This is a genomic window from Clostridium fessum, assembly GCF_003024715.1.
Taxonomy (GTDB): Bacteria; Bacillota; Clostridia; order Lachnospirales; family Lachnospiraceae; genus Otoolea; species Otoolea fessa.
Window position 1 is genome coordinate 516,177 of record NZ_PYLO01000001.1, and the last position, 26,173, is coordinate 542,349.

Annotated in this window: 20 protein-coding genes and 1 riboswitch; all 20 genes read right to left on the reverse strand. The window is 51.4% G+C overall.

Features of this window, described 5'->3' with window-relative positions:
• Positions 1-167 precede the first annotated feature (167 nt).
• On the reverse strand, positions 168-2,033 hold the full coding sequence (locus C7U56_RS02430) for an ABC transporter ATP-binding protein (RefSeq protein WP_106999992.1): 1,866 nt from the start codon (positions 2,031-2,033) through the stop codon (positions 168-170).
• Complete coding sequence (locus C7U56_RS02435; RefSeq protein WP_267895291.1) at positions 2,030-3,781, reverse strand: ABC transporter ATP-binding protein; 1,752 nt, start codon at positions 3,779-3,781, stop codon at positions 2,030-2,032. Before C7U56_RS02435 ends, C7U56_RS02430 begins: the two co-directional genes overlap by 4 nt.
• Positions 3,782-3,817: 36 nt before the next feature.
• Positions 3,818-7,045, reverse strand: coding sequence for an SNF2-related protein (locus C7U56_RS02440; RefSeq protein ID WP_106999993.1), 3,228 nt, complete (start codon positions 7,043-7,045; stop codon positions 3,818-3,820).
• A gap of 22 nt (positions 7,046-7,067) precedes the next feature.
• On the reverse strand, positions 7,068-8,837 hold the full coding sequence (argS, locus tag C7U56_RS02445; RefSeq protein ID WP_106999994.1) for an arginine--tRNA ligase: 1,770 nt from the start codon (positions 8,835-8,837) through the stop codon (positions 7,068-7,070).
• Between the two features lie 32 nt (positions 8,838-8,869).
• Entirely contained in the window at positions 8,870-9,634 is a 765-nt protein-coding gene (locus tag C7U56_RS02450) for a peptidoglycan recognition protein family protein (protein WP_233430155.1), read from the reverse strand.
• A gap of 305 nt (positions 9,635-9,939) precedes the next feature.
• Positions 9,940-10,497: an elongation factor P gene (gene efp, locus C7U56_RS02455; RefSeq protein WP_022358740.1), complete on the reverse strand. Its 558-nt coding sequence runs from the start codon at positions 10,495-10,497 to the stop codon at positions 9,940-9,942.
• A 70-nt stretch (positions 10,498-10,567) separates the two neighbouring features.
• Positions 10,568-10,735 carry a hypothetical protein gene (locus C7U56_RS15535; RefSeq protein WP_181357147.1) on the reverse strand — a complete coding sequence of 56 codons (168 nt, stop codon included), beginning with the start codon at positions 10,733-10,735 and terminating at the stop codon, positions 10,568-10,570.
• Entirely contained in the window at positions 10,736-11,251 is a 516-nt protein-coding gene (locus tag C7U56_RS02460; protein ID WP_107000417.1) for a YqeG family HAD IIIA-type phosphatase, read from the reverse strand.
• Positions 11,251-11,748 carry a transcriptional regulator NrdR gene (nrdR, locus tag C7U56_RS02465; RefSeq protein ID WP_106999995.1) on the reverse strand — a complete coding sequence of 166 codons (498 nt, stop codon included), beginning with the start codon at positions 11,746-11,748 and terminating at the stop codon, positions 11,251-11,253. Before nrdR ends, C7U56_RS02460 begins: the two co-directional genes overlap by 1 nt.
• A 122-nt stretch (positions 11,749-11,870) precedes the next feature.
• Positions 11,871-12,122: a YlmC/YmxH family sporulation protein gene (locus C7U56_RS02470; RefSeq protein ID WP_106999996.1), complete on the reverse strand. Its 252-nt coding sequence runs from the start codon at positions 12,120-12,122 to the stop codon at positions 11,871-11,873.
• Between the two features lie 87 nt (positions 12,123-12,209).
• A complete protein-coding gene (locus C7U56_RS02475) occupies positions 12,210-13,133 on the reverse strand; it encodes a hypothetical protein (RefSeq protein ID WP_107000418.1) in 924 nt (307 codons plus the stop codon).
• A gap of 5 nt (positions 13,134-13,138) precedes the next feature.
• A complete protein-coding gene (locus C7U56_RS02480) occupies positions 13,139-14,368 on the reverse strand; it encodes a sirohydrochlorin cobaltochelatase (RefSeq protein ID WP_106999997.1) in 1,230 nt (409 codons plus the stop codon).
• Positions 14,369-14,410: 42 nt separating this feature from the next.
• Positions 14,411-14,587, reverse strand: a riboswitch (cobalamin riboswitch).
• 297 nt (positions 14,588-14,884) lie between these two features.
• Positions 14,885-15,646, reverse strand: coding sequence for a hypothetical protein (locus C7U56_RS02485; protein WP_146143890.1), 762 nt, complete (start codon positions 15,644-15,646; stop codon positions 14,885-14,887).
• 86 nt (positions 15,647-15,732) lie between these two features.
• A complete protein-coding gene (gene cmk, locus C7U56_RS02490) occupies positions 15,733-16,425 on the reverse strand; it encodes a (d)CMP kinase (protein WP_106999999.1) in 693 nt (230 codons plus the stop codon).
• A gap of 23 nt (positions 16,426-16,448) precedes the next feature.
• Positions 16,449-17,714 carry a BaiN/RdsA family NAD(P)/FAD-dependent oxidoreductase gene (locus C7U56_RS02495; protein WP_107000000.1) on the reverse strand — a complete coding sequence of 422 codons (1,266 nt, stop codon included), beginning with the start codon at positions 17,712-17,714 and terminating at the stop codon, positions 16,449-16,451.
• A gap of 37 nt (positions 17,715-17,751) precedes the next feature.
• Entirely contained in the window at positions 17,752-18,168 is a 417-nt protein-coding gene (locus C7U56_RS02500; RefSeq protein WP_233430156.1) for a VOC family protein, read from the reverse strand.
• A gap of 178 nt (positions 18,169-18,346) precedes the next feature.
• Entirely contained in the window at positions 18,347-19,855 is a 1,509-nt protein-coding gene (gene pap / locus C7U56_RS02505; RefSeq protein WP_107000001.1) for a polyphosphate:AMP phosphotransferase, read from the reverse strand.
• Positions 19,856-19,907: 52 nt separating this feature from the next.
• A complete protein-coding gene (locus tag C7U56_RS02510; RefSeq protein WP_107000002.1) occupies positions 19,908-20,408 on the reverse strand; it encodes a DUF3783 domain-containing protein in 501 nt (166 codons plus the stop codon).
• Positions 20,409-20,701: 293 nt separating this feature from the next.
• Complete coding sequence (locus tag C7U56_RS02515) at positions 20,702-21,805, reverse strand: N-acetylmuramoyl-L-alanine amidase family protein (protein ID WP_107000003.1); 1,104 nt, start codon at positions 21,803-21,805, stop codon at positions 20,702-20,704.
• 378 nt (positions 21,806-22,183) lie between these two features.
• The gene (locus C7U56_RS02520; protein WP_107000004.1) at positions 22,184-25,948 is read right to left on the reverse strand and encodes a phosphoribosylformylglycinamidine synthase; all 3,765 of its coding nucleotides are present in this window, start codon (positions 25,946-25,948) and stop codon (positions 22,184-22,186) included.
• Positions 25,949-26,173 lie beyond the last annotated feature (225 nt).

A 26,173-nucleotide genomic window follows, 5' to 3' on the forward strand; every position in this document is an offset into this window, starting at 1 on the left:
ACGGTACAAAATTTGCCACGGATCCGGCTCTATTTTCCAGCTTACGCGATCCGATTTTACTTAAAAATTTCAAGTGTTCCCATTATACACTAGATCCATCCGTTTTTCAATATAGGTGAGTTCACGCGTACAGGAAACAAATTCTCATTTAATTCTCAACGAAAGCCTTATTCCAGCTCCTTCATTCCGGTATACAGCTCAAAATACCGCCCTTTCTGCGCCAGCAGATCTTCATGGTCGCCGCGCTCAATGATCTGCCCGTGCTCCAGCACCATGATCGCATTGGCGTTGCGGACTGTCGAAAGCCGGTGGGCGATGACAAAGGTCGTCCGGTCCGCCATCAGCCGGTCCATGCCGTGCTCGATGTGCTTCTCCGTCCGCGTATCGACCGAACTCGTCGCCTCATCCAGAATCAGGATCGGTGCTTTAGAAACTGCTGCCCGCGCAATGTTTAATAGCTGGCGCTGTCCCTGGCTTAAGTTTGCACCGTCGCCCTCCAGCATCGTGTCATACCCATCCGGCAGACGCATGATAAAGGAATGCGCCGATGCCGTTTTTGCCGCCTCAACAACTTCTTCATCCGTGGCATCCAGCCGCCCGTATCGAATATTTTCCCGTACCGTGCCGGTAAAAAGATGCGTATCCTGCAGAACCATCGCGATATTTTCCCGCAGCTCCTTCCGGTGCATCCGGCGGACATCGACGCCGTCCACCGTGATCGAGCCGCCCTGTATATCATAAAAACGGTTGATCAGATTCGTGATCGTCGTTTTTCCGGCTCCCGTCGAACCGACAAAGGCGATCTTCTGTCCCGGCTTCGCATAGAGCGAAATATCCTTCAAAATCACCTGCCCCGGCTCATAGCCGAAAGTCACATGGTCAAGCACCACCTCACCGCGGATCGGCGCGATCGAAACCGCATCCGACGCATCTGCCGCCTCTGGTTCTGCATCCAGCACTGCAAACACGCGCTCCGCGCCTGCCAGCGCCGAAAATACGTTTCCAACCTGCATGGAAAGCTCGTTGATCGGTCTGGAAAATTGCCGCGAAAAACCTAAAAATACGGTCAGTCCACCGACATCAAAGTTCCGGAACACACAGAGCAGACCGCCAATGCAGGCTGTCAGTCCATAATTTAACTGGCTTAAATTGTTCATGACCGGTCCCATCACACCGCCGAAAAACTGCGCCCGGATCTGTTTTTCTTTCAGATCCGCATTGAGCCATCCAAATTCTTCCTCTGCGATCTCCTCATGGCAGAATACCTTGACGACCTTCTGCCCCTGCACGGTCTCCTCAATATAGCCGTTCATCGCGCCAAGCGCCGCCTGCTGGGCAGAGAAATATTTCTGGCTCCGTCCGGCAACAAATTTACCGGCACGCAGCATCACCGGCATCATGGCAAGCGTAATCACCGTCAGCCACACGTTCGTGTAAATCATCAGCACCAGCGTTCCCACAATACTGAGTGCGCCGGATAAAAGCTGCACCAGCGTACTGCTGAGCATCATGCCGATCGTATCCACATCGTTTGTAAAACGGCTCATCAGATCGCCGTTGCTGCCGGTATCATAAAACCGAAGCGGAAGCGTCTGCATATGGTTAAACAGCTCTTCCCGCAGCCGCTGCAGCGCGTTTTGCGCCACCTGCAGCATAATGCGCGACTGCATATAGGAAGCGGCAACGCTGACTAAATAAACCGCTCCCATCACGCACAGGGAACGGAACAGCCCCGCCACATCGCCCCGGCTGCCATCTAAAGGCACAATATACCGATTGATGATCGGGCGCAGCATATAGGCGCCCACCAGATTCGTCACCGTCCCCAGGATCACACAGAAAAAGGCGGCTGTCATCGCCATCCGGTCGCGTTTTAAGTATGAAAGCAGGCGCAGCATCGTCTGACCGCCCGCCTTGGGCTTTCCGCCCTTCATGACCGCCATCCGTTCCGGTCCCCGGCGGCGTTTCGGCGCGTCGGCTATGCGGCTGCCATATCGGCGTTTCAGGCTTTCAATCTGTTTTTCATCCATCATGCCATCCCCTCCCCGTCTGCCCGTTTTCCATATTGCGTCTCATAGATCTCCCGGTACGCCTCACAGGATGCCAGCAGCTTCTCCTGTGTTCCCTCTCCGATAATCCTGCCGTCCTCAAGGACGAGAATCCGATCCGCGTATTCCAGCGAACTCAGCCGCTGTGCGATAATAAATTTCGTCGTATCTTTCAAATCTTCCCGGAATGCCGTCCGGATCGCCGCCTCCGTTGCCGTATCGACCGCACTGGTGCTGTCGTCGAGAATCAGGATCTTCGGCTTCTTTAAGAGTGCCCTTGCGATGCACAGCCGTTGTTTCTGACCGCCAGATACATTGACGCCGCCCTGTCCCATCTCCGTTTTGTAGCCTTCGGCAAACGAATTCACAAAGGAATCTGCCTGCGCATACACTGCTGCCCGCCGCACTTCTTCCTCCGTCGCCGTCTCATCACCCCAGCGCAGGTTTTCCTCGATCGTGCCGGAAAACAGGACGTTTTTCTGTAAAACCATGCCAACGCCGTCCCGGAGATTTTTCAGGGAATACTCCCGCACATCGATACCATCCACCCGCACACTCCCCTCTGTCACATCATAGAGGCGGGGAATCAGCTGTACCAGCGACGTTTTTCCGCTTCCGGTCGCACCGAGGATGCCGATCGTCTCTCCCGGCTCTGCCGTCAGGCTGATGTGGGATAGAACCGGCTCACCGCCTTCGCGGTATGAAAAGGAAACATCCTTAAATTCCACGCGTCCTTTCTCAACCTTCCGGTCCTTCTGTGATGCATTTTCATCGCTCAGATCAATCGGCTCATCCAGCACCTCATCGATTCGCCGGATGGACGCCATCGCGCGGGAACTCTGCAAAAATACCATTGAGAGCATCATAAGTGACATCAGAATCTGTACAATGTAGGTCGTAAATGCCGTCAGATCCCCGACCGCCATCCGTCCGCCGATAATCAGGTTTCCGCCGAACCAGACAACTGCCAGTGTCGTCACATTCATCGCGAACATCATGACCGGCATCGTCGCAATTACGATCTTCAGCGCCCGCAGCCCTGCCTCCTTGAGCTCCCGGTTCGTGTCGGCAAACCGCTTTTCCTCGTAGTCTTCCCGCACAAAGGATTTCACCACCCGCACGTTCGTCAGCACCTCCTGGATGCCGCTATTGAGCGTATCCAGCGCTTTCTGCATGGCTGTAAACCGCGGGTAGGCAGTCCGTAGGATCCAGACGATCGCCGCCGTCAGAAGCGGAATCACCACCAGGATGACAGCTGCCAGTTCCGCATTCATCCAGAATGCCATCACAAGCGCCCCCAGGAACATGCCCGGCGCGCGCAGCATCATCCGAAGTCCCATCATAATCAGGTTCTGTACCTGCTGGATATCGTTCGTCAGACGGGTTACCAGCGATCCCGTGCTGAACGTATCGATATTTTTAAATGAAAACTGCTGCACTCTGGCAAATAAGTCGCGGCGCAGATCGCTGGTAAAGGAAATCGACGCCTTCGCTGCAAAATATGCCCCCAGAATGCCGCCTGCCGCCATCAAAAAGGAGGTAATCGCCATCACAAGTCCCATTTTGAGAATGTATCCGCCGTCTTTCTGCGCCACGCCATGGTTAATAATCATCGACATAAATTTGGGCAGCAGAATCTCACCCAGCACCTCCGTTACCATCATGAGCGGTCCCAGAATAAAGGCGCTCTTATATGGCAGTATATATGATTTGTATCGTTTCCATTGCTTCACGCTTTTTCCTCCTGCCCGTTATTTCTGCAAATTTTTTTATGGATTCTGTTCAAACAGCTCCATCAGTTCATTCTGGCTCAAATCGCCCAGTGAAACCATTCCCTCTGAAACCACCTGCGCCGCCAGCGCAAGTTTCGCATTCTGCAGCTTCAAAAGATTTTCTTCTATCGTATCCTTTAAGATCAGTTTGTATACCGTGACCGGCTTTTCCTGCCCGATCCGGTACGCGCGGTCGGTCGCCTGGTTCTGCGCTGCCACATTCCACCACGGATCGTAATGAATCACGATATCCGCCGCCGTCAGGTTGAGTCCCGTTCCCCCGGCTTTCAGGGAAATAAGGAACACCGGAACCTCATCCGAGGCAAACGCCTGCACCATCCGGCTGCGTTCTTCCTTCGGGGTCGCGCCGACCAGAAGATGGGACGAAATGCCCTCTTGTAAAAGGCGTTCCCGAATCCGCTCCAGCATCGAGGCAAACTGGGAAAAGAGCAGGATCTTATGTCCCGCCGCAGACGCCGATGCGATCAGCGAAACACAGGTCTCCAGCTTCGCCGATTCCCCCGTATAATCTTCAAAACAGAGTGCCGGATCGCAGCAGATCTGGCGCAGCCGCATGAGCTGGGAAAGCACTTCCAATTTTCCATTACCCGACCACGCGCCGCCAGCCAGCGCCTCTTTCAGTTTCAACGCCGACGCCGTATAAAGCTTCTGCTGCCGCCCCGACGCCGCCGAATAAACGATCCTCTCTTCCTTGGTCGGAAGCTCCCGCAGCACATCCTTTTTCAAGCGGCGCAGGACAAACGGTCCCGTCATCCGCCGCAGTGCCGTCAATGCTTCCGGATCCTGATTTTTCACGATCGGCAGCTCATACCGCTCACGGAACTTCCGGTAACTGTATAAAAATCCCGGCATCAGGAAATCAAAAATGCTCCAAAGCTCGCTGAGCCGGTTTTCCACCGGCGTTCCCGTCAGAGCGAAACGGGCATTCGCCGAAATCTCCTTTACCGCCTTCGCGCCCTGTGTCTTTGCATTTTTAATGACCTGCGCCTCGTCAATAATCTCATATTCAAACGTGCGTCCCAGATACGCCTCCCGATCCCGTTTCAACAGATCATAGGACGTGATGATCACCTGCGCCCCCTCAGACGCCTCCATCCGCATCTGCTCCTCCAGCTGTTCCTGCCGTTCTTTCGCCGTCCCGGCAATCAGAAGCACGCGGATCCCCGGCGAAAACCGGGCAAATTCCTGTCCCCAGTTGTAGACGAGCGACGCCGGGCAGACGATCAAAGACGGAAGAGGTAATTCTGACCCACTGCCTTCATTTCCAGCCGCTTTCTGCTCGGTTTTTTCCTGATAAAATGCTGTCAGAAGCGCAATCACCTGCAGCGTTTTTCCCAGTCCCATATCATCTGCCAGGATCCCGCCGAAATGATACCGCGCCAACGTCCGCATCCACGTATATCCGATCTTCTGATATTCCCGCAGCGTCTTTTCCAGCACCGCCGGAACCGCATAGCTGACACTCTGCGCCGTTTTTAGATCGCGCACCATCATCCCGTAGGCTTCATCCCGCTGAAACAGTTTCATCCTGCCGTCGCCCGAGAGACTGTCCAGATAAAAAGCACGGTAGGCAGGTATCTTCGCCTCCCCCGCCTGAAATTCACTCTTTGTCAGTCCCAGATCCGCAGTCAGGCTGTCAAGCGCCTGCAGACCGCCGCCCGAGAGCTGCAAAAATTCGCCATTTTTCATGCGGTAATATTTCTTTTTTTGGCGGTATTCACTGAGTACCTGCAAAAGCTCCGCCGGGTTGATTCCCGCCGTCTCAATCTTCAGATCCAGCCAGCCGCCTCCAAGAGAAACCCCCATCGACACTTCCGGCGGAGGCAGGACGCGCAGATGGCGGACAGACTCTGACAGCCATACCTCGCCCACCTCCTGAAACTGCGTCATTCCCTCGCTCAGAACCTGGTACAGCGCTTCTTCATCCCCGCGGATCACCAGCTCGCCGCTCTCATCCTCCCAGTAAGAGAAGTACCGCGTGATCAGGCGGCTGATATAAAATTCCGCCGGTACATCCCGGCAGATCTCCCGCGGAACATGCTCGTCCGCCAGCGGCGAAAACGTAAAATCTCCGTAGGAAAGCGTCGGACGCAGACGCAGCTCGTCCGGCGAATCACTGTCAAACTCAAACCGGGCTTTCAACGCCTCTGGGCGGTATTTCTCCCAATCGATCTCCGGGCTCTGCAAGATCCCAAGTGCCTCCATGCCTTCCAGCACACGCGCATAAAAGAGCGGAATATCCCGGCTTCCAACCAGCAGCTCCCGCTTCTCTTTCCGGCTTCCGCACTCTCTTCCGCCCTGTTCCATCTGCTCCAGAAAAACGCCCATCGTTTCTGTATACAGTTCACTGCATCCAAACAGATGCAATCCATCTGCCACATACAGACGCTGTTCTCCCCGGAACGAAGTTAGAGCCGATGGAACCGTAACCGCAATTCCATCGCCCCTTGCTTCCACCTCCACCGGGAAACGCGGATCCTTACGCTCAACCCGGCACACACGTTCAGCACCTTTCTCGTCCTCCGTCTGGACTTCTTTTCCCTCTAAAAGATCAAACAGCCGATCCCTCGCTGCAGATCCCAGCGTTAACGCCCGCATCACCGGAAGCGGCAGCCCCGCATGACCGCGCATCTCCTCATAATGGCGTATGTAGGCGTCCGCCTCCTCCAGCAGAAGATCTAAAAATGGGCGGCTTTCCGGCGCAAAGGCAGACGGGACGTGTTCAAACGCCATGCCTTTTCCGTATTCCACCCGTTTTCCGCTGTGAACCGCCTGTGCAAATTCCAGCAGGTTTTTCACAATATACCGTTTTTCCCGTCCGATCCGTGCCTCCAAAAGCACTTCGCCGCGCCGGATCTGTAAATAGGGATGCAGATAGACCGGTTCCCGCTCTTCCTCGCCCAGAATCCGCGCTACTTCCCGGTTCGTGTACTCCCGGATCATCATCCGGATCTCCGGCGAAGTCGAAACCGGCGGTGTATGCTCGGCTTTCTGCTGGCGGGCAAACGCCTCCTGAAGCGCTTTTGCATGCACGCAGGGACCCCGGAATGAATTTCCCTCCGCACAAGAACAAGAGTAGTCATAGATCTGACTACCCTTGATAAAAATTCTTGTCTGATATACCTTTGTCTCATCCTCAATCTGTCCCTGTACCCGTACTTCGCCCTTCCAGAAGGTATCTACGGACATTTTTATTATTTTCATGAGGATTCCTCCATATTACAGATTACATGTGTTCCGGCGATTCCATTCCGAGCAGATCCATACAGGTATCCAGCACCCGCTTGGTCAGCGTGATCAGGCTGATAAAGGCTGCCTGCTTCGCTGCGTCCTCCTCGGAGAGGATCTTATTTTCCAGATAGAATGCATTAAACGCATCCGCCACTGCCGCCATGTATTGGCAGAGCTTATGCGGCGCCGTCTCGTAGAATGCAGATTCTGTCACCTCGCCGAAACGGCAGAGCGCCATCTGAAGTGCTTTCTCTGTCTCGCTCTCAGCCGGACGGATCGGAACCACTTTAGCATCCGCACCGCGCAGTTCCTTGTATTTCTCCAGAATGGACTTGATGCGGACGATCATATACTGGATATGTGGACCTGTATTTCCCTCGAAGGAAATAAAGCGGTCTACATCGAAAATGTAATCTTTGGTCGCCTGATTCGAAAGATCGGCATATTTAAGTGCCGCCAGACCGACAATCTCCGCCGTGCGTGTCATCTCGTCCGCCGGAACTTTCTGCTTCTCCTGAATCTTCTCATATACCTTCTCATCGATATTCTTGATCAGGTGCTCCAGACGCATAACACCGCCCTCACGTGTCTTGAACGGACCACCGTCCTTGCCGTTCATCGTACCGAAGCCCAAGAAGATCATCGGCGTATCTTCTTTGACGATGCCCGCTTTCTTCGCCACACGGAATACCTGGATAAAATGAAGCTCCTGGCGCTTGTCTACGACGTAAATGTAGCGGTCCGGATGGAAATCCTGCTCACGTTCGATGATCGTCGCCAGATCGGAAGTCGCATACAGCGCCGCACCGTCGGATTTGCGGACGATACAAGGCGGATATTCCTTCGCATCCCCTTCCTGTGCGATATCGACAACCAGCGCGCCATCGCTCTCATAGGCGAGACCTTTTTTCTGTAAATCCTCGATCAGTCCCGGAATATATGGCTGCGCATCGCTCTCGCCCTTCCAGAGGTCGAACGATACATTTAAATTGCCATAGTTCTTTTTCAGATCCTTCAAGGACACGTTCATGATGTGCTTCCAGATCGCATGGAACGGTGCATAGCCACTCTGCAGTTTGAAGGTTGCCTGCTGTGCCCGCTCACGGAATGCCGCATCTACCTTGGATTTCGCGCTCGCTGCCGGATAGATATCCTCCAGCTCGGAAATCGTAAACGGCGGCTCCGACGGATACTCGCCGGTATAATCCGGGTCAAAATATACCAGATCCGGCTGACGGTCATGCAGCTCCTCGATGATCAGTCCCATCTGCAATCCCCAGTCACCCAAATGCACATCGCTGATGACATGGTGTCCCATATAGCGGCTGATGCGCTTGATACTCTCTCCGATGACCGCGGAACGTAAGTGTCCGACATGCAGTGGTTTTGCTACATTGGCTCCGCCGTAATCAATGATGATCGTCTCCGGCTTCTCAGCTGCGTTGAGTCCCAACTTTTCATCCTCTGCCACCTGCTGTACATAGGATGCCAGGTAGCACGGATTCAGGCGGATATTGATAAACCCAGGCATCACGGCGTTGATCTCAGAAAACATCTTGCTTCCGGCTGTCTTTTCCACCACCTCATTGGCAATATCGATCGGTTTCTTTTTATACGCTTTGGCAGCTGCCATCGCGCCGTTACACTGATACTCGCAGAGATCCGGGCGGTTTGATACCGTTACGCGGATGTACTTCTCATCGTACCCGCAGCCGGTAAACGCCGGTTTCAGTTCTTCCACGATCAAATCTAAAATCGTTTTCATACTAGATTCCCTTTCATAATTTATATCGTATATTATATATCTTTCCGCATTGCCTTTTTCACATCCTTGCGGAACTGCTTCCAGGCATCCTCATGATCCACGAAATACTTCGGGCACGCCTTTCCAGTCACATCATAATGACGGATCACGTCTTTCGGACTTAAATCGAGCTGCTTGCACAGCCATGCAGTCAGTTTTACCAGCGAGTCATACGTCTCGTCTGTGAACTTTCCGTCTACCGCCGGATGGCAGCACTCAATCGAAACGGTGTCCGCATTCCTCTCATTGGAGGCATATGCCTTCTCCCCGACCGGAACGCACTCAATGATCTCGCCGTCCAGACCGATCACGAAATTGCTGCTGACGGAAACAGTGTTACTGCCGCTCTGATCTTTCAACCCCTCAAAATAATCATGGTTCTGCTGTGCCGTCGTCCCAGGATTTGCCACATAGTGAATCACGATCCCGTTGATGACCGGGATATTCGTCCCCGGTCTGGAATATCGGTTGACCGTGAGAAGCTGCTCATCAACCCAGTTTGGCATCTCGATCGTGGACGGATCGATCAGCTTGCGGATCATTTTCCCGCGCAGCGTCCAGCCTGTTCCCGCACCCAGGAGGAAAATAAGCAGACACAAAAACAGCCGCATCATCACACGGTGCTTCTTCTGCTGCCTCGTCCGCTCCCGGCGGATTGCCGTCTGCCTGCCGGATGTACGCCTCTTTCTGCCACCAGATCTGCGCCCCGGCTCATCCTCTTCCCCCAGACGCAGACGGTCTTCTCTTCCGTTCTCCATATTTATCACTCCCCATGAGCACCGCTCACTCCGAACCTGCTCTCTGAGATGAACCAACGGACGCGTCATAGACGCCTCCCCGATATGTTAAGCAAAAAAACTGTTGTAAAATCTCGACGTTTCCTCCGGATCTTACAACAGTTTCTCTGCTTGCTACTGTTCATGCGCTGCATAACCAGCAAAGGAAAATGCCTGCCACAAACAGTAATCTCTGTTTCCAGTCAGAAACCTGTCAGTGACACGACTGCCTCCCCACAAGGGTACAAACGGTATCGTGAAGACCTTTCTGACGTATATGTTATAACTTAGACTCTGGACAGATATTCACCAGTACGTGTATCGATCTTGATCTTATCGCCCTGGTTTACGAATAACGGTACATATACAGTAGCGCCAGTCTCTACAACTGCCGGTTTGGTAGCGCCTGTAGCAGTATCGCCCTTGAAGCCCGGCTCTGTATCTGTGATCTCAAGCTCTACGAACAGCGGCGGTTCTACGGAGAATACCTTGCCGTTGTAAGAACAGATCTTGCACATCTCGTTCTCTTTTACGAACTTGAGTGCGTCGCCGATTGTCTCCTGGTTTAAAGCTACCTGCTCATATGTGTTTACATCCATGAAGTTGTATAAGTCGCCATCGGAATACAGATACTGCATATCAACTCTGTCGATTCTGGCAGACGGGAACTTCTCGGTCGGACGGAAGGTTTTCTCTACAACGCCGCCATTCATTACGTTCTTAATTTTAGTACGAACGAACGCAGCTCCCTTTCCCGGTTTTACGTGCTGAAATTCCATGATCTGGTATACGTTGCCATCAATCTCCAGTGTGATGCCGTTTCTAAAATCGCCCGCTGATATCATAAATGATGCTCCTCCTTGAAAATACTCGCTTTATCTTTTTTATTTTATACTATAAAATCCTCTTTTTCAACTACTTTTTTGAAAACGCAGGGCACATCATGTCAATTCCGCCCCTTATTTTTCTAAAATTGCCGATATTTTTTCTGAAAACAACTGATTTTCCACCGTTTCCAGCACTCCTGTCAGCATCCGGTTCTGCCGCCTGGCAAGCTCTTTCAAACCGTTCAAAAACACCCAACTACAAACTTCCGCTATTTTTTTCCTGTCTTCTCACATAGAACCACAGGACAATTTTCTCCAGATACCGCTTTAACACAATCTGGATCTCTTCCTTCGGATTGATCGGCTTTACAAGAATCGAATAGATGCCTGTCCGCCTCGCCCCGTACACATCCGTAAAGAGCTGATCCCCGACAAACATCGTCGAGCGCTCGCCCGTTCCCATCCGACGCATCGCCTGCCTGTATCCGCTGCGCTTCGGTTTTCTGCCCTTGTAAATATAATCCGAACCCACCTGTCCGGCAAACGGGGCGACCCGCGCCTCCTTATTATTCGAGAGCAGACAGGTGTGGAACCCGATCGCCCGCAAACGTTCAAACAGCTGTACTGCCCGCTCGTCCGCCGGGGCACCGTGCGGCACCAGCGTATTGTCAATATCAAATATGATACCCCGCATTCCCTTCTGGTAAAACTGCTCATACGGGATATCATACGCAGAATCCAGCCATTCATCCGGATAAAACGCATTTCCCATCATCTGGTCTCTTCCCCGTTCTTTCCAGGCTCATACGACGGCACATTCCGCTGCTGTATCTTCTGCAGTTCCTCCATAAATGTATCGACGTCTTTAAACTCCCGGTATACCGATGCAAACCGCACATAGGTAACCACATCCAGATCCTTTAACCGCTCCATCACAAGTTCCCCGATCACCGCGGTCGAGATCTCCCGTTCTTCCCGGTTAAATAAATTGTTTTCCACATCGTCGATCAACGCCGAAATCTGTCCCTGAGAGACTGGGCGCTTGTGGCAGGAATGCAGGATTCCTGCCTCTATCTTCGCCCGGTCGTACATCTCCCGGGTATTATCCTTTTTGACAACCATCAGAGGGATCGTCTCAAGTTTTTCATATGTGGTAAAACGCTTTCCACAAGTCTCGCACTGTCTCCGGCGTCTGATAGAACTGTTGTCATCCGCAGGCCGTGAATCGATTACTTTCGTGTCAGCCGCGTTGCAAAATGGACACTTCAATCGCTCTTCCCCTTTTCTGGTTTTATTGATATGCCCCCGCCAGGTTTTCATAACATATCATACTTATTATAATATCGCAGGAAGTGCGCTTCTGCAAGCAGAAGTTTTCCGCTATTCCTTCTTTATTCCTTCTTTTCTCTCTCTTCTTTCAGCCTCACCAGAATAATGTCATCCCCTATCTGGCAGATGTCGCAGAATGGAATTATGTACTCTTTTTCCCGCCCCAGAAAGCCCCAGACACAGCCCGGTCCTGGCACGATGATCGCAAGCATTTTTCCCGTGCTGATGTCAAAATCGACGTCGCCCACAAAACCAAGGCGCTTGCAATCTTTTACATTTATAACTTCCCGCTGTTTGAGTTCACAGATACGCATAGACATAAACCTCCCGGATCCTTCTGTAATCAAAATATGTACAAAAGGACCGGGAGGTTCTTCCTGGACAGGTATTTCTATCTACTTTTATTTTGTAACTTCTGATAACGTCACGCTGTCAAAATGCAGCGTATAATCAATCAGATGCGGCTGGCTCATCGCCACCGTCAAGGCACTGACCGCTACATCCTCATCCAGCGTTACCGGAATCTGGAACTCGGAATTGCCCTCGGTCTGGATCGGATCATACTGCACGTCATCCACCAGCATATACTCATAGTTCGGGCTGCTCCAGACAATATCGGCAGTCACCTTTCCATCCTTGACGATAATGGTCGCCGGGCTGTCCACCGATGCTCTGCCGGAACCTCCCTGCAGGGTTACCTCACAGGTATAAGTGCCGTCTGCCACATCTGCAGTCTGCCCTGCCGTTTTCTGGGCATCTGCCGCATCATCGCTATTCTCCGTCTCGGATGATGCCGCTTCCGCGTCCTCTGCCTCTCCGGAAACCGGATTTTCTACCTTTACTTTGTGGTCGTACCAGGTGCCCTTCTTACCAATCAGAGCCAGGTCAAATTCTTCTCCGAGCGCCGGAACCGGCACATCGAAGCCGTTGACCTCCTCGCTCAGACCGTCGCTGTAAGTAACCGTGTCCACGGTTGGCTGCAGCCAACCGGCTTCATCTTCCTTGGCTTCGTCCGCAGTACCCAGATACAAATTCACGATATTTTTCGAGGTCAGGCTGATATGGAGTGTCGCCTCGCCATCCTTGACCGTCAGGACGCCTTTTCCATTTTTCGATTCATTGACCTTGAACATACTGCTGTCCGTCTTAAAATCGACGGTGTAGACGCCGTCTGCAAGGTCAATGCTGCTCTTTTGATCGGCATTCTCGGTTTCTGCGCTCTCTGTCTGCGCCACGGTGTCAGCTGCGTCCTGTTTCTGTCCTCCGCACGCTCCGAGAAAAGCGGCAGCAAGCAGAAGCGCCGCTAAATTCAATTTCTTTTTCATATACATTATTTCGCAATAGAATCAATGGCTGTCCGTGTATGAGCAACATAGAATGATTCTACCGCTTTAATTCTGCCCAGACCGGAAATCTGAGTATCTACCTTGTCAAATGCACCTGATGCCTCAAACTGGCTCTTCCAGGAATCATCATCATCGCCTGCCATATCGTTGTTTGCGTGATCACCTGCAACTACCATCAGCGGACGAAGAACGACGTTCTTATAACCAGCTGCCTTCACTGCCTCGATAACAGACTCACAGGAAGTCTCTTCCGGCTCGCCCTCTACGGTACCGATAAATACGTTGCTATATCCAAGATTCTGCATCTGGGTCTGCATCTGGCTGTAGGTTACCTTTGCAACGTGTGCGGTACCATGACCCATCAGAACGAATGCGGTTCCCTGATCGGCTGCGTCAGCTGCATCTTTAAAACCAGCTTCCGAAGCTTCTTCTGCTACAACTGCTTTTGCAACTGCCTCTTTATCTGCATTGATAACGGTTGCATCGTCGCCAACCTCACCTAACAGCGGCTCTGCGACAGCTACCTGCTCGAATTTATCCTGATACTTCTCGATCGCCTCAACCATCTCGTCGTACTCAGCACCGTGCATGAGGTGGGTCGGCTGGACAACCAGCTCTTTAACTCCGTTCTCCACGGCTCGCTCCAGTGCCTGATCCATATTGTCGATGCACTCGCCGTCACGAGCCTCAACGTGGTTGATAATGATCTGTGCGGTAAATGCACGGCGGACTGCCCAATCCGGGAATGCCTCCTGGATGGAATCCTCGATACTCTTGATATCTTTCACACGGCTGTCGTTGAAGGAAGTACCAAAGCTGACTACCAGGATCTCCTTGTCGCCAATCTCATCCTGATTGCGCGGATCGTCCAGGCTCGCGTCGCCGGTATCACGACCAAAATAATCTGGATCTGCGTTCTCGCCTTCTACCAGCTCCTTCTGCTCGTCAGTCAGGGCATCCCATGCCTCTTTGGCTGCCTTGCACTGCTCATCCGTGTCATCGGTGCGCTCCTGTACATAGATGTCATCGATCAGCTTTGCCACCTTATCTGCTGCTTCCTGATCGGAATCGGCGCTCTCAGCTGCCTCGGTCTCTGCCTCAGAAGCCGCCTCCGTCGAGGTTGCCTGGCTGGATGTACTGCCGCCGCAGGCTCCAAGCAATACGGACATCGTAACTGCCGCTGCACTTACAACTACTTTTTTGTTTTTTCTCATGTTTTCCTCCTTGTGTGACTCGCACAAAAATAGTTTTAACTGATATGTTCACGACAGCCGGCAGGTTTCCTGGCTTTCGGGTCATCATGCACGCCGCGCCTTCTCACTTTCGCAATGGCATCTGCGGCGCCACTCTCCGGTTCACAGTGACGAGATCGCACAGGTTTTGCACCTGTTTCCCTTTTACCCCCTGTCCATGCCTGCCAATCCGAGCAATCTGACTGATCTGGCACAAACAGCGGCACCCACTGCCCATATCAGCTTGTTTCATTATAGATGGGGTATGTTTAAAAGTCAATTTATCCCGGAAATTATATTGAAAAAGAATGTGCCTTGGCACATTCTCGCGCCGAGCGCGGTCGCTTGCGACATGTTTCTGCTTCGCGCGAGTGCGCATCATTGGCACGTTAGTGCCTTTTTGTGTAATAGGGAGTTCCAAGGAATTTCCTGTTACACAAAAAAGCACCTCTCATCCGGATAAAAGGTGCTCTCCTCCTCTTAATGATTTTATATTTTTTATGGCATAAATTTCCGGTAAATCGAAATAATTTTCTCATTCTTCACCGTCACAGCCGTGTTGTATGGCTTAAACTCCCCGATCAGCCGATCACGGATCGCGAATAATTCTTCCGCGGTATACACCTGCGGCGGTGTATCCGGGTCAGAATCATCTGTCAGGACAAAGTTCTCATCCATCTGCAGCGTAACCTCTCCCAGCTTATGGTAACTTCTCCCGACTGCCATCTCCGAGCCATAAAAGGAATCCTCCTCTACCATTCTCAGCTCTTCTCCCCCCTGTGCCGGACCGCCATTGATCTCGATCCGCCCAGACTCCTGTCGGTCAATCGAAGTAATGAGACATTCTTTCCCATCGATAAGCAGCGTATCTCCCGCCTGCAGTTCATCGATATCTGCCTTATGAAAATGCTCATAGTCATAGACCGTCAATGTGATGATAACATTGCTTTCATCCTGATGGATCTGCTGCGGTTTGAACCCAGCTGCAAAGGTACAGTTGTCAAAATGCGTCATATTGAGGGTTTCCCGGACTGGTTCAACCGTGAGCGGTTCCGTCCGCTCAGTTTCCTGCGTTTTATCCCGTTTGGGCTGCTCCTGCGCCTGATCATTTTCAGCCACAGCCTCACGGATCGCCCCCTGGCTCTCCTCATCGACAGCCCCTTCCTGTGTGGCTGTCTCCGATGCCGCGCCCGCACAGGCGGTCATCCATACACTCATCCCAAGTGCTGCGGCGATCCATGTTTGTTTCAATCGTCTCATGTTTGCTGCCGCCCCTTTTCGGCTTCTCCTTTTTCCTGGCGTTTTCGTAACTGTTCAGTACCTTCACAGTCACGCGCAAAAATCCATCAAAAATTGCCTACGGCAATGGGATTTTTCTTCGCCGCCTCAACCAACTTCTCCATCTCCCGCATTACCTCTTCAAAATTCAACGCAGAAGTATCCAGTAAAATGGCGTCCTCCGCCTGCTTGAGAGGCGACAATTCCCGGTGCATATCGCGGTAATCGCGCTCGATGATATCCTGCTCGATCGCCTCCAGGGAACAGCTTTCCCCGCGTTCGGTCAGCTCTTTATAACGGCGTTCAGCTCTCACATGACTGCTCGCGGTCAGATATACTTTCAGGGTCGCATCCGGCAGAACCGCCGTTCCGATATCCCGGCCATCCATCACGACATCCCGGCGTCCGGCTAATTCACGCTGCAGCTCCACCAGTTTTTTGCGGACCGGCGCATAGACAGAGGTATTCGAAGCCATATTTCCAACCGCCTCCGTCCGAAGCTCGCTGCTGACATTCTCCCCATTTAAATAAACCTGCTGGATCCCATTTTCATATTCCAGTGAAATGGAAACCGTCTCACAGGCGCGTCCGATCGCCGCCTCATCATGGCTGTCGATGCCCTGGCGCAGAAAATACAATGCCATCGCCCGGTACATCGCCCCCGTATCTACATAAATATATCCATAATCTTCTGCCAGCTTCTTTGCCACTGTGCTCTTCCCAGCCCCGGCTGGTCCATCAATCGCTATATTAATCGGCATTTTGTTTCCCCTTTTTCATATCGTTATAATTCATGATTTTCCGCTGCGCTCCGTCCTGCCAGCACACCGGTCGACCACGCAATTTGTAAGTTGTAGCCGCCCGTGACTGCATCGAGATCCAGCACTTCCCCTGCAAAATAAAGCCCTGGAAGCTTCTTCGACTCCATCGTGGATGGATTAACTTCTTTTACCGTCACACCGCCCTGGGTAATGATCGCCTCATTGAAACCTCGCAGCCCGGTCAGCGTCAGGGTAAAATGCTTTGTCACCTCCGCCAGCCGTCTCCGCTCTTCCCTCGTCACGGCGTTGACCTGCTTGTCCGGCTCAATGCCGCTGCGGCGAATTATGACCGGTATCAGTTTTGATGGGTACAGATGGTTCAGCGCATTTTTAAACTGTTTATTCTTCTCCGCCTCAAAATCGCGCAGAATCCGCGCATCGAGCTGTTCCATGGAAAGCGCCGGTTTCAGATCGATCATCAGAGTCAGCGGAGCCTTTTTCAGTTTTTTCGCCGCATAACTGCTGGCACTCAAGAGTACCGGACCCGAAACGCCGTAATGGGTAAACAGCATCTCACCAAATTCACGGTAAACCTCTTTCTTTCCATTTAAAACAGCAGCTTCCACGTTCCGCAGGGAGAGTCCCTGCAGCTCCTTCACATCTTCCTTCGTCTCAAACGGAACAAGCGCCGGCGAAAGTTCCGTCACCTTGTGCCCTGCTGCCTCCGCAAACCGGTAACCATCGCCGGTTGAGCCGGTCGTCGGGTAGGACAAACCGCCCGTCGCCACGATCACTGCATCCGCAGCTATGTAGGAGTCCTTTTTCCCACGCTCATTACCGCCCTGCGCCAGAATCACACCTTTTAATACACCATCCTCCAGCCACAGTTCCCGGACTCCCTGATTCAATTCTACTTTCACGCGCAGCTCCCGCAGCCGTCTTGCAAGCGCCGATGTCACATCCGACGCCCGGTCAGACACCGGAAAGACACGGTTGCCGCGCTCCACCTTAACATGACAGCCGTTCGCCTCCAGAAAATCCTTCATATCCTGATTGGTAAAACCATAAAATGCACTGTACAAAAAGCGGCTGTTTGTCACAACACTGTCAAACAGACCCTCCATATCACAGTCATTCGTCACATTGCAGCGCCCTTTTCCCGTGATATAGATTTTCTTTCCCAGTTTCTCATTCTTTTCATAGATCGTTACCGCGCAGCCATTTTCCGCCGCCGCAATCGCAGCCGCCATACCGGCTGCCCCGCCGCCGATCACGATTATTTTTTTCATATTGCTATCCTTTTCGTTTTTATATTGCCTGGTGCTATCAATCCTGTACCAGGTGAATCGCAAATCCGCCGACTTCTTCTTTAAAACAGGCGAAAATGCAGCGTCCCTGCTCATCAAAGCGCTTCGTCTCTTCCCGAATCATCATACCGCGGTTCACAAAGTATCGGATCGCCGCCTCGCAATCATTTACGCCAAAGCCAATATGGCCGTAGATTCCGTGGCTCTCCACCTTCATATTTTCCGTCAGGTCACCGCTGAACACCGCTTTCTCCGTCTCGCGCGGCATCAGCCCCATCAGGCGCGCCAGTGTCTCAGCAACCTCCCAGGCCTCGTCTTCCGATTTCGTATTGATTCCCACGTGTTTTACGTGCATATGAAATAATTCCATCGGGGTTGGATCCCCCGCATGCTCTGCCATAAATGCTAGTGTGCGCTCTTTTGCTGTCTGCTCCATTTTGTCCGCTTCCTTTCTATCGCTACATTTAACGCAAAGTTTACACAAATGTTTGTATTTTTCAAAATTGCCGTCTTTTTCTTTAAATATTGATTTTACTGTATCTTACGAAGAATTGCAACCGCGCTTCTTCATATTTCCACACATGATTACCAAATCGGCCGTCCGCTTCTTTCTATCACTTACGCAGCTTTTTTACCTCACGGATCTTCTCCTCCATCGCCTCCACAACCGTTTCCAGCACCTTGACGCGCGCGAAATATTTGGAATTTCCTTCTATGATCGTCCACGGGGCATAGGTAGTAGAGGTCCGCACCAGCATCTCATTGACTGCCTGCTCGTATGCGTCCCATTTTTCACGGTTGCGCCAGTCTTCGTCCGTGATTTTCCACTGTTTTGCCGGAGCCTCCATGCGCTCCTTAAAGCGGCGTTCCTGCTCATCTTTATCAATATGAATCCAGAATTTCACGATCACCGCGCCAAAATTCGCCATGTGCTCTTCCATCTCGTTGATTTCCTGATATGCCCGTTTCCAGTCCGCCTCACTGCAGAAGCCCTCGATCCGCTCCACCATCACGCGCCCGTACCAGGTGCGGTCGAAGATCGCAATATGCCCCGCTTTCGGCATCTCCCGCCAGAAACGCCACAGATAATGGTGTACCTTCTCCACATCATTCGGTGCCGCCGTCGGATTGACCTTGTAGCCGCGTGGATCCAGGTGGCTTGTCAGGCGCCGGATCGCACCGCCTTTTCCCGCCGCATCCCAGCCTTCAAAGCCGATCACCACCGGAATCCGCAGCCGGTACAGCTCGCCGTGCAGCACCTCCAGCTTTTTCTGCAGCTTATCCAGACGTTCCTTATATTCCTCGCGTGTCAGCGTTTTCGTCAGATCCACGCCGGAAAGCACGCCATTTTTAAACCGCTCATCTGGAAGTTTGACCGGCGGATGCACCGCCCCTTCCTCGCGTTCCATTCGGCGGCGGTTCAGCTCATACTCCAGCCGGTCTGTGACGGTGGATAAAATCTTGACTGCCGCATAATTTTTATCAGTCGCTTCCACGATCGTCCACGGCGCGTACCCGGTATCCGTCCGCTGCAGCATTTCCTCATTCATCTCCAGAAATGTATCGTAATCCTTGTTGCGCTTCCAGTCCGCCTCCGTCACACGCCACGCAGTCTCTTTGCTTTCTTCCAGCCGTTTAAAGCGCTTTTTCTGCTCGTCCCTGGAAATATACAGAAACAATTTGATCAGAATCATGCCGGAATCTGCCAGCTGCTTTTCAAATGAAAGGATATCCCGGAACGCCCCGTTTAGCTCCTGCCGCTTCGTCTCTTTGTCAAACCGGTCAACGGTAACCTTATCGTACCAACTCTTGTCAAAGATCATCATACGTCCATCTTCCGGTGTCTTCGTCCAATACCGCCAGAGAAATGGACGCATCCGTTCCTCCTCCCCCGTCTCCCGGCTCGCATAAACATCAAAGCCGCGCGGATCCAGCGGCTGAATCAGGCGGTTGATCTGCGTTCCCTTACCGCCTGCCCCGAATCCATCAAATACGATGACAACCGGGATCTTTTCCTCCTTACAGGCGCGCTGCAATTCTCCCAGCTTCACATCCATCTCTTCCCGAAGCTTCTTGTAGTTTTCCTTATCCACTGATTTATTCAAATCAACTTTTTCCAGCATCTTTCCACCTCCACATCAAGCAGTAAAATGACCTTTCACCAATCCCATGGCATCACAATGCTTCGTCTTTACCTTTCCCCGTCATCATCTCATGCTCTTTTTTGATCTCTTCGTATAATTGTACCGAATCCCACTTCATATTATACGGTGTCAGGACTGCTTTATAATCAATCCGTCCGACTCCCTTTTTTCGGAGTGCATAGATAAATGCATCGATCTGGGCGGAAGAAAAGCCTGCCATGATCGCCATCTCATCTGAGAAATCCATTTTCCTGGAAGAATCGTTCTCCGGCACTTCTCGCTGCAGCCTCCCGTCTGCCTGTTTCTGAGCGGACTCTTCTTTTTGCGTTTCCTCCACAGCCTCTATTGCTTGTCCGGCTTCCTTGAGGACATCCTCATTCAGTCCTTTCACACCAGCCAGCACGCCCACCGGCAGCCCGTACTCCTCCTTTGTCACTGCCCTTAAGCGGAATCCCAGCGGCATAAGCGCCTGCTGCACCTTCATTTTTCTTTTGGAATCAGTAAAATTATACAATAATACGGTTGGTTTCATCGTAATTTATCGGTTCTCCTCTCTGTTTCTTATTCCCGCCTCATCAATTCTCCGGCTTCTCAATATGATTCTCTATTATATCCTTTTTCTCCCCTGCTGTGCAAGAAAAACAAAAAATGGCACAACCCTTCCTCGTAAAGCAAAAAGGCAGCGGCATCAGCCACTTGCTTTCGCTCGTCCGCTGTCTGCCGCTGTCTGATTTTTATCTCAGTCGAGAAGGCTCCCACCTCTTCAGGTGGTGATTAATAGCAAATTTGTCTCAGTGGGAGTTGGATCTGCTGCCAGATAGCTCCCTAGTGAAGAACACCATTTGCATCCGCTATCATACCGTTCGGAGCTACCATGTTAGTCCAGAGTGCTCCGCTATTCAGGTCAAACAGATACCATGCGCCATCGATGAACTGATAGCCTGTCTTTCTTGCACCGCGAGTGCCGTCGGATACCGGATTCAGATAATACTTGTACGGTCCAATCTGCTGCCAGCCGGTCAGCATTCTGCCTCTTGTACCATCGGATACCGGGTTTAAGTAGAACCAGTTATTATCAGTATAGATCCAGTCTGTATCCATGAATCCGTTTGCATTCAGATGATACCACTCATTATCAACATATACCCAGTTGTTCTTAACCGGTACACCATTGATGTAGTAAGACCAGCCGTAAATGCTGTTTACCCACTGACCATTCGCATTTGCCGGAGTGGAACCACCAGAAGAATTATCGGTCGGAGGTGTACCTGTATACACATCTGAAGAATTCATATAATATTCATCGGACTCGTCACTCCACTCACCCTTATCGCTTCCGTCAACCGCGCGCACCTTAAAGGTATAATCGCCGGATTTCGTCATGTATGGGTAGAAATTGTAGCTTGTGCCTGTAGTTGTAACAGTCGTTACGGTAGAGCTGTTGCGGTACAGCTTAACTTCATACTTGCCTGCATCCGATACACTGTCCCAGGTTGCGGTACGATTGCTCCAGCTAAGATCCTCGACCGTATCCAAATCGCCGTCAACAGCTGACATCGTAATCTTAACTTTCCACTCGCTCTTATCGCCAGATCGCTTCGTAACTTTGTAAGCCGACTTGGTTGCAGAAAGCTTTGTGCCGGATAACTGATAACCGTCCTTTGCCTCGATCGTCAGGTAGATGACCGGCTTATCACCTCTCTCCCACTCGCTGTCGTCATTGTCAAACTCCTGCTCGGTAATCTCAACATTACCCTTCGTAACTTGTACATCCGGATCCCCGATGCTGTCGCCCGCTTCCGGTTTCGCATTGACACGGAACTTAACTTCCGAGATCTTTTTGTCAGCCGCGTATGCCGGAATACTCATAGCCAGTGCCGCCATGATAGCAAGAGCGGAAACCGCCGCTGCCTTCAGATTATGTCTCATATCCCATCCTCCTTTTTTAATGTACTCTCGCGTACAAAATCTTGTTTTCATTATAACAAACATATCTGCCTGCGTCAAAATAAACTGTCGGTATTTTCAAAATTTTCCCCTTGTTTTTTTGAAGTAGATGTCTGCTTTCTGTTATTGACAGGATAGCACACTTTTATTACCTGAGAATAACTTTTTGTTTAAGGTTTTCTGACATTTTCGTCAATGGTAGAATTTATATCATAATTGATATTTCCTGTGACATAAAAAAGAATGTACCTTTTTGTGTGATGGGGAATTCCAAGGAATTTTCTATCACACAAAAAATAGACCGGGGCAGATTTCTGCGGTCCGGTCTATTTCTACCTTACTTAAAAGCAGGTGTTCATTTTATTTGAAATACTCCACACCTGAAGCAAACAGCTGCATATCCTGATTTCCATAGATATTCATGCCTGTATCGCTCCAGCAGCGCTCGTTGTGACCCATCTTACCAAGAATACGTCCATCCGGGCTTGTGATACCCTCGATGCACTGGTAGGAACCGTTCGGGTTCCACTCCTCGCTGACGGATAAGTTTCCGTTCGGATCGCTGTACTGGATCGCGATCTGACCATTTGCGCGAAGTTTTGCAAGCCACTCCTCGTTGGCTACGAAACGTCCTTCACCATGGGACATCGGGTTGCAGTATACGCCTCCCAGCTCTGCTTTTCTGAGCCACGGGGACAGGTTAGATACAACCTTTAAGTATGCCATGCGGGAAATGTGGCGTCCAATGTTGTTGGTTGTCAGAGTCGGGGAATCTGCTTTCTGAGGCTCAATCTTGCCTCCGGTTAAAAGTCCCAGTTTGATTAATGTCTGGAAGCCATTGCAGATACCCAGTACCAGGCCATCCCGGTCATGAAGCAGTTTGTCGATCTCCTCCATCATCGCCTCGTTGCGGAATACCGTAGCGAAGAATTTAGCCGAACCATCCGGCTCATCACCTGCGGAGAATCCACCCGGGAACATGATGATCTGGGATTTCTTGATATCCTCTTTGTACTGCTCGATGGAAGAACGGATATCGGATGCATTCTGGTTGCGGAATACACGCACAATCGTCTCCGCTCCGGCTGCCTCAAAGGCTTTCGCACTGTCTAACTCGCAGTTGGTACCCGGCATTGCCGGAATAAATACGGTTGGCTTTGCCACCTTATGTTTGCATACATATACCTTATCGGTATTGTAAAGTGTTTCTTCTGCTGCCTTCATCGGCGCGCCGGAAGCAGTCGGGAATACCTTCTCCAGGGTTCTGGTCCATGCTTTCAGAGCCTCTTCCATGGAGATCACGGTACTGCCATACTCGAAGGTTCCCTTGTCGGTTACCTCACCGATCACGGTGTACGGAATGGACAGCTCGCCTACCTTGCCGTCCGGAACCTCGCAGACAATATTGCCCCAGCCAGCGGCGAAGAAGTCTCTCGGATCTACATTGTGCTCAATCTTTACGCCCAGGCGGTTACCAAATGCCATCTTGCTGACAGCCTCTGCTACACCAGCACCCTCAACCGCATATGCGGAAATAATCTTTCCAGACTCCATATCGCGGTAGATTTTCTCGTAACCATCCATGATCTGGCTGTAAACCGGCAGGTCATGTGCATCTTTCTCGATGGTAAAGAGAACAATCTTGCTGCCCGCTTTCTTAAATTCCGGAGATACCACGTGTTTGGTATCGGAAATATCAACTGCAAAGGAAACCAGTGTCGGCGGTACGTCGATTTCGCCGTGCTCTTCATCATAGAAGCTGCCGGACATACTGTCCTTGCCGCCGATGGACGGAAGTCCAAATCCGAGCTGCGCACTGTAAGCACCGAGCAGAGCGGAGAACGGTGTGCCCCATCTCTTCGGATCTTCCGTCATACGTTTGAAGTACTCCTGGAAGGTAAAGCGGATCTTGTGGAAATCACCGCCGTTTGCCACGATCTTAGCAACAGAATCCAGCACTGCGTAAGTAGCGCCGTGGTACGGGCTCCAGCTGGACAGGTACGGATCATAGCCGTAGCTCATCATGGTAACGGTATCGCATTTGCCCTTGCTCATCGGCAGTTTTGCCACCATCGCCTGTGTCTCGGTCATCTGGTGGACACCGCCGTATGGCAGGAATACACTGCTTGCGCCCACGGTGCTGTCGAACATCTCAACCAGACCCTTCTGGGAGCATACATTTAAGGAAGAAAGCATGGACAGCCATTTTTCTTTGACATCCTTTACTTCCTGTTTATCAAATACATTGCCTTCCCTGGTCGGAACCTCAACGGTAACGGTTGTCTCCTGATGAGCACCGTTGGTATCCAGGAATGCACGGCTTAAATCTACGATCGTCTTGCCTCTCCAGTTCAGAACCAGGCGCGGGGACTCAGTAACAACGGCAACCGGAACTGCCTCCAGGTTCTCTTCTGCTGCATAAGCAAGCATCTTATCAACATCTTTCGGGTCTACCACCAGAGCCATACGCTCCTGTGACTCGGAAATCGCAATCTCCGTTCCGTCCAGACCTGCATATTTCTTCGGAACCTTGTCAAGGTCAATCTGAAGTCCGTCAGCTAACTCACCGATCGCTACCGACACGCCGCCGGCGCCAAAGTCGTTACACTTCTTGATCAGACGGCTGACCTCTGGGCGGCGGAACAGTCTCTGTAATTTACGTTCTGTTGGTGCATTTCCCTTCTGAACCTCTGCGCCGCAGACCTCGATGGACTCCTCGGTATGTACCTTGGAAGAACCGGTTGCGCCGCCGATACCGTCACGGCCGGTACGTCCACCCATCAGGATGATTACATCGCCCGGATCGGAAGTCTCACGGATGACATTTTTGCGCGGAGCTGCTGCCATAACAGCACCGATCTCCATACGTTTTGCTACATAATTCGGATGATAAATCTCTTTTACATAGCCAGTAGCAAGACCGATCTGGTTGCCATAGGAGCTGTAGCCATGTGCTGCATCCTTTACGATGCGCTTCTGCGGAAGTTTACCGTGCAGTGTCTCAGACATCGGACGGGTCGGATCAGCCGCACCGGTCACACGCATAGCCTGGTATACATAGGTACGTCCGGAAAGCGGGTCGCGGATAGCACCGCCCAAGCAGGTGGCAGCGCCGCCAAAAGGCTCAATCTCGGTCGGATGGTTGTGGGTTTCATTTTTAAAGTTAACCAGCCACTCTTCTTCCTTGCCGTCGATGGTAACCGGAACTACGATACTGCAGGCATTGATCTCCTCAGACTCCTCCAGATCCTCCAGCTTACCTTCACGGCGAAGCTTCTTCATAGCGAGAACAGCCAGATCCATCAGGCAGACAAACTTGTCGTCACGGTCTTTGTAAATAACCTCACGGTCTGCCAGGTACTGTTTGTAGGAAGCTTCCATCGGCTCATTGTAATCGCCCTTTGTAAAGGTAACGTCCTTTAACTCAGTCTGGAAGGTCGTATGACGGCAGTGATCGGACCAATATGTATCCAGCACGCGGATCTCGGTCACAGACGGATCTCTCTTCTCTTCGTTCTTAAAGTAGTTGTGGATATGCTCGAAATCCTTGAACGTCATCGCAAGGTTCAGGGAATCGTAGAGTTCTTTTAACTCTGCCTCGCCATAACCGCAGAAGCCATCGAAAATCTTGACATCCTCCGGCTGCTCAAATACCGTTACCAGCGTTTCCGGCTTTGCGTTGTTATTCTCACGGGAATCCACCGGGTTAATGCACAGGGACTTGATGCCCTCGATCTGCTCCGCGGTCAGTGTTCCGGAAATAACATAAGTTGTCGCGGAACGGATCACCGGATTTTCCTCTTCATTCAGAAGTTTCACACACTGTTCTGCGGAATCGGCTCTCTGATCGAACTGTCCCGGCAGGAACTCAACGGAAAAGATCGTATCGCCTTCCTTGGACGGGAATGCCTCCTCATAGACAAAATCAACCGGCGGCTCAGAGAAGATCGTAATCAGCGCTTTCTGATATGCATCCTCCGATACATCCTCAATATCATAGCGGATCAGTACGCGGACATCGGTGATCGTGTCGATCCCCAGATAGCTTGCGATCTCCTCTTTCAGATCGTGAGCCAATACGGCAAATTCCGGTTTTTTCTCAACGAAAATACGTCTTACGCTCATGTTTTCCTCCTGTTTTTTCGTATTTTAATGTTTCATGTTCTGTAAAATACATTCATTTTTTAGCATAAAAGGCAAATGCCTTCTTCTAGCATCTGCCTTTATCATACACAATTTTTATAGATTAGTAAAATTAATATATTTAATATTTTTTATTAACATATCTTATTGGTTACTGTTCACGCATACGTGCCCAGTAACGGAATTTGCCGTGGCTTCGCATTTAAA

Coding starts and splice junctions, on each gene's coding strand:
- C7U56_RS02430 (WP_106999992.1), bottom strand. CDS start 2,033: ATGATGGATGAAAAACAGATTGAAAGCCTGAAACGCCGATATGGCAGC.
- C7U56_RS02440 (WP_106999993.1), bottom strand. CDS start 7,045: ATGAAAATAATAAAAATGTCCGTAGATACCTTCTGGAAGGGCGAAGTA.
- argS (WP_106999994.1), bottom strand. CDS start 8,837: ATGAAAACGATTTTAGATTTGATCGTGGAAGAACTGAAACCGGCGTTT.
- C7U56_RS02450 (WP_233430155.1), bottom strand. CDS start 9,634: ATGGAGAACGGAAGAGAAGACCGTCTGCGTCTGGGGGAAGAGGATGAG.
- efp (WP_022358740.1), bottom strand. CDS start 10,497: ATGATATCAGCGGGCGATTTTAGAAACGGCATCACACTGGAGATTGAT.
- C7U56_RS02460 (WP_107000417.1), bottom strand. CDS start 11,251: ATGGGAAATGCGTTTTATCCGGATGAATGGCTGGATTCTGCGTATGAT.
- C7U56_RS02470 (WP_106999996.1), bottom strand. CDS start 12,122: ATGCGTATCTGTGAACTCAAACAGCGGGAAGTTATAAATGTAAAAGAT.
- C7U56_RS02475 (WP_107000418.1), bottom strand. CDS start 13,133: ATGAAAAAGAAATTGAATTTAGCGGCGCTTCTGCTTGCTGCCGCTTTT.
- C7U56_RS02480 (WP_106999997.1), bottom strand. CDS start 14,368: ATGAGAAAAAACAAAAAAGTAGTTGTAAGTGCAGCGGCAGTTACGATG.
- C7U56_RS02485 (WP_146143890.1), bottom strand. CDS start 15,646: ATGAGACGATTGAAACAAACATGGATCGCCGCAGCACTTGGGATGAGT.
- cmk (WP_106999999.1), bottom strand. CDS start 16,425: ATGCCGATTAATATAGCGATTGATGGACCAGCCGGGGCTGGGAAGAGC.
- C7U56_RS02495 (WP_107000000.1), bottom strand. CDS start 17,714: ATGAAAAAAATAATCGTGATCGGCGGCGGGGCAGCCGGTATGGCGGCT.
- C7U56_RS02500 (WP_233430156.1), bottom strand. CDS start 18,168: ATGGAGCAGACAGCAAAAGAGCGCACACTAGCATTTATGGCAGAGCAT.
- pap (WP_107000001.1), bottom strand. CDS start 19,855: ATGCTGGAAAAAGTTGATTTGAATAAATCAGTGGATAAGGAAAACTAC.
- C7U56_RS02510 (WP_107000002.1), bottom strand. CDS start 20,408: ATGAAACCAACCGTATTATTGTATAATTTTACTGATTCCAAAAGAAAA.
- C7U56_RS02515 (WP_107000003.1), bottom strand. CDS start 21,805: ATGAGACATAATCTGAAGGCAGCGGCGGTTTCCGCTCTTGCTATCATG.
- C7U56_RS02520 (WP_107000004.1), bottom strand. CDS start 25,948: ATGAGCGTAAGACGTATTTTCGTTGAGAAAAAACCGGAATTTGCCGTA.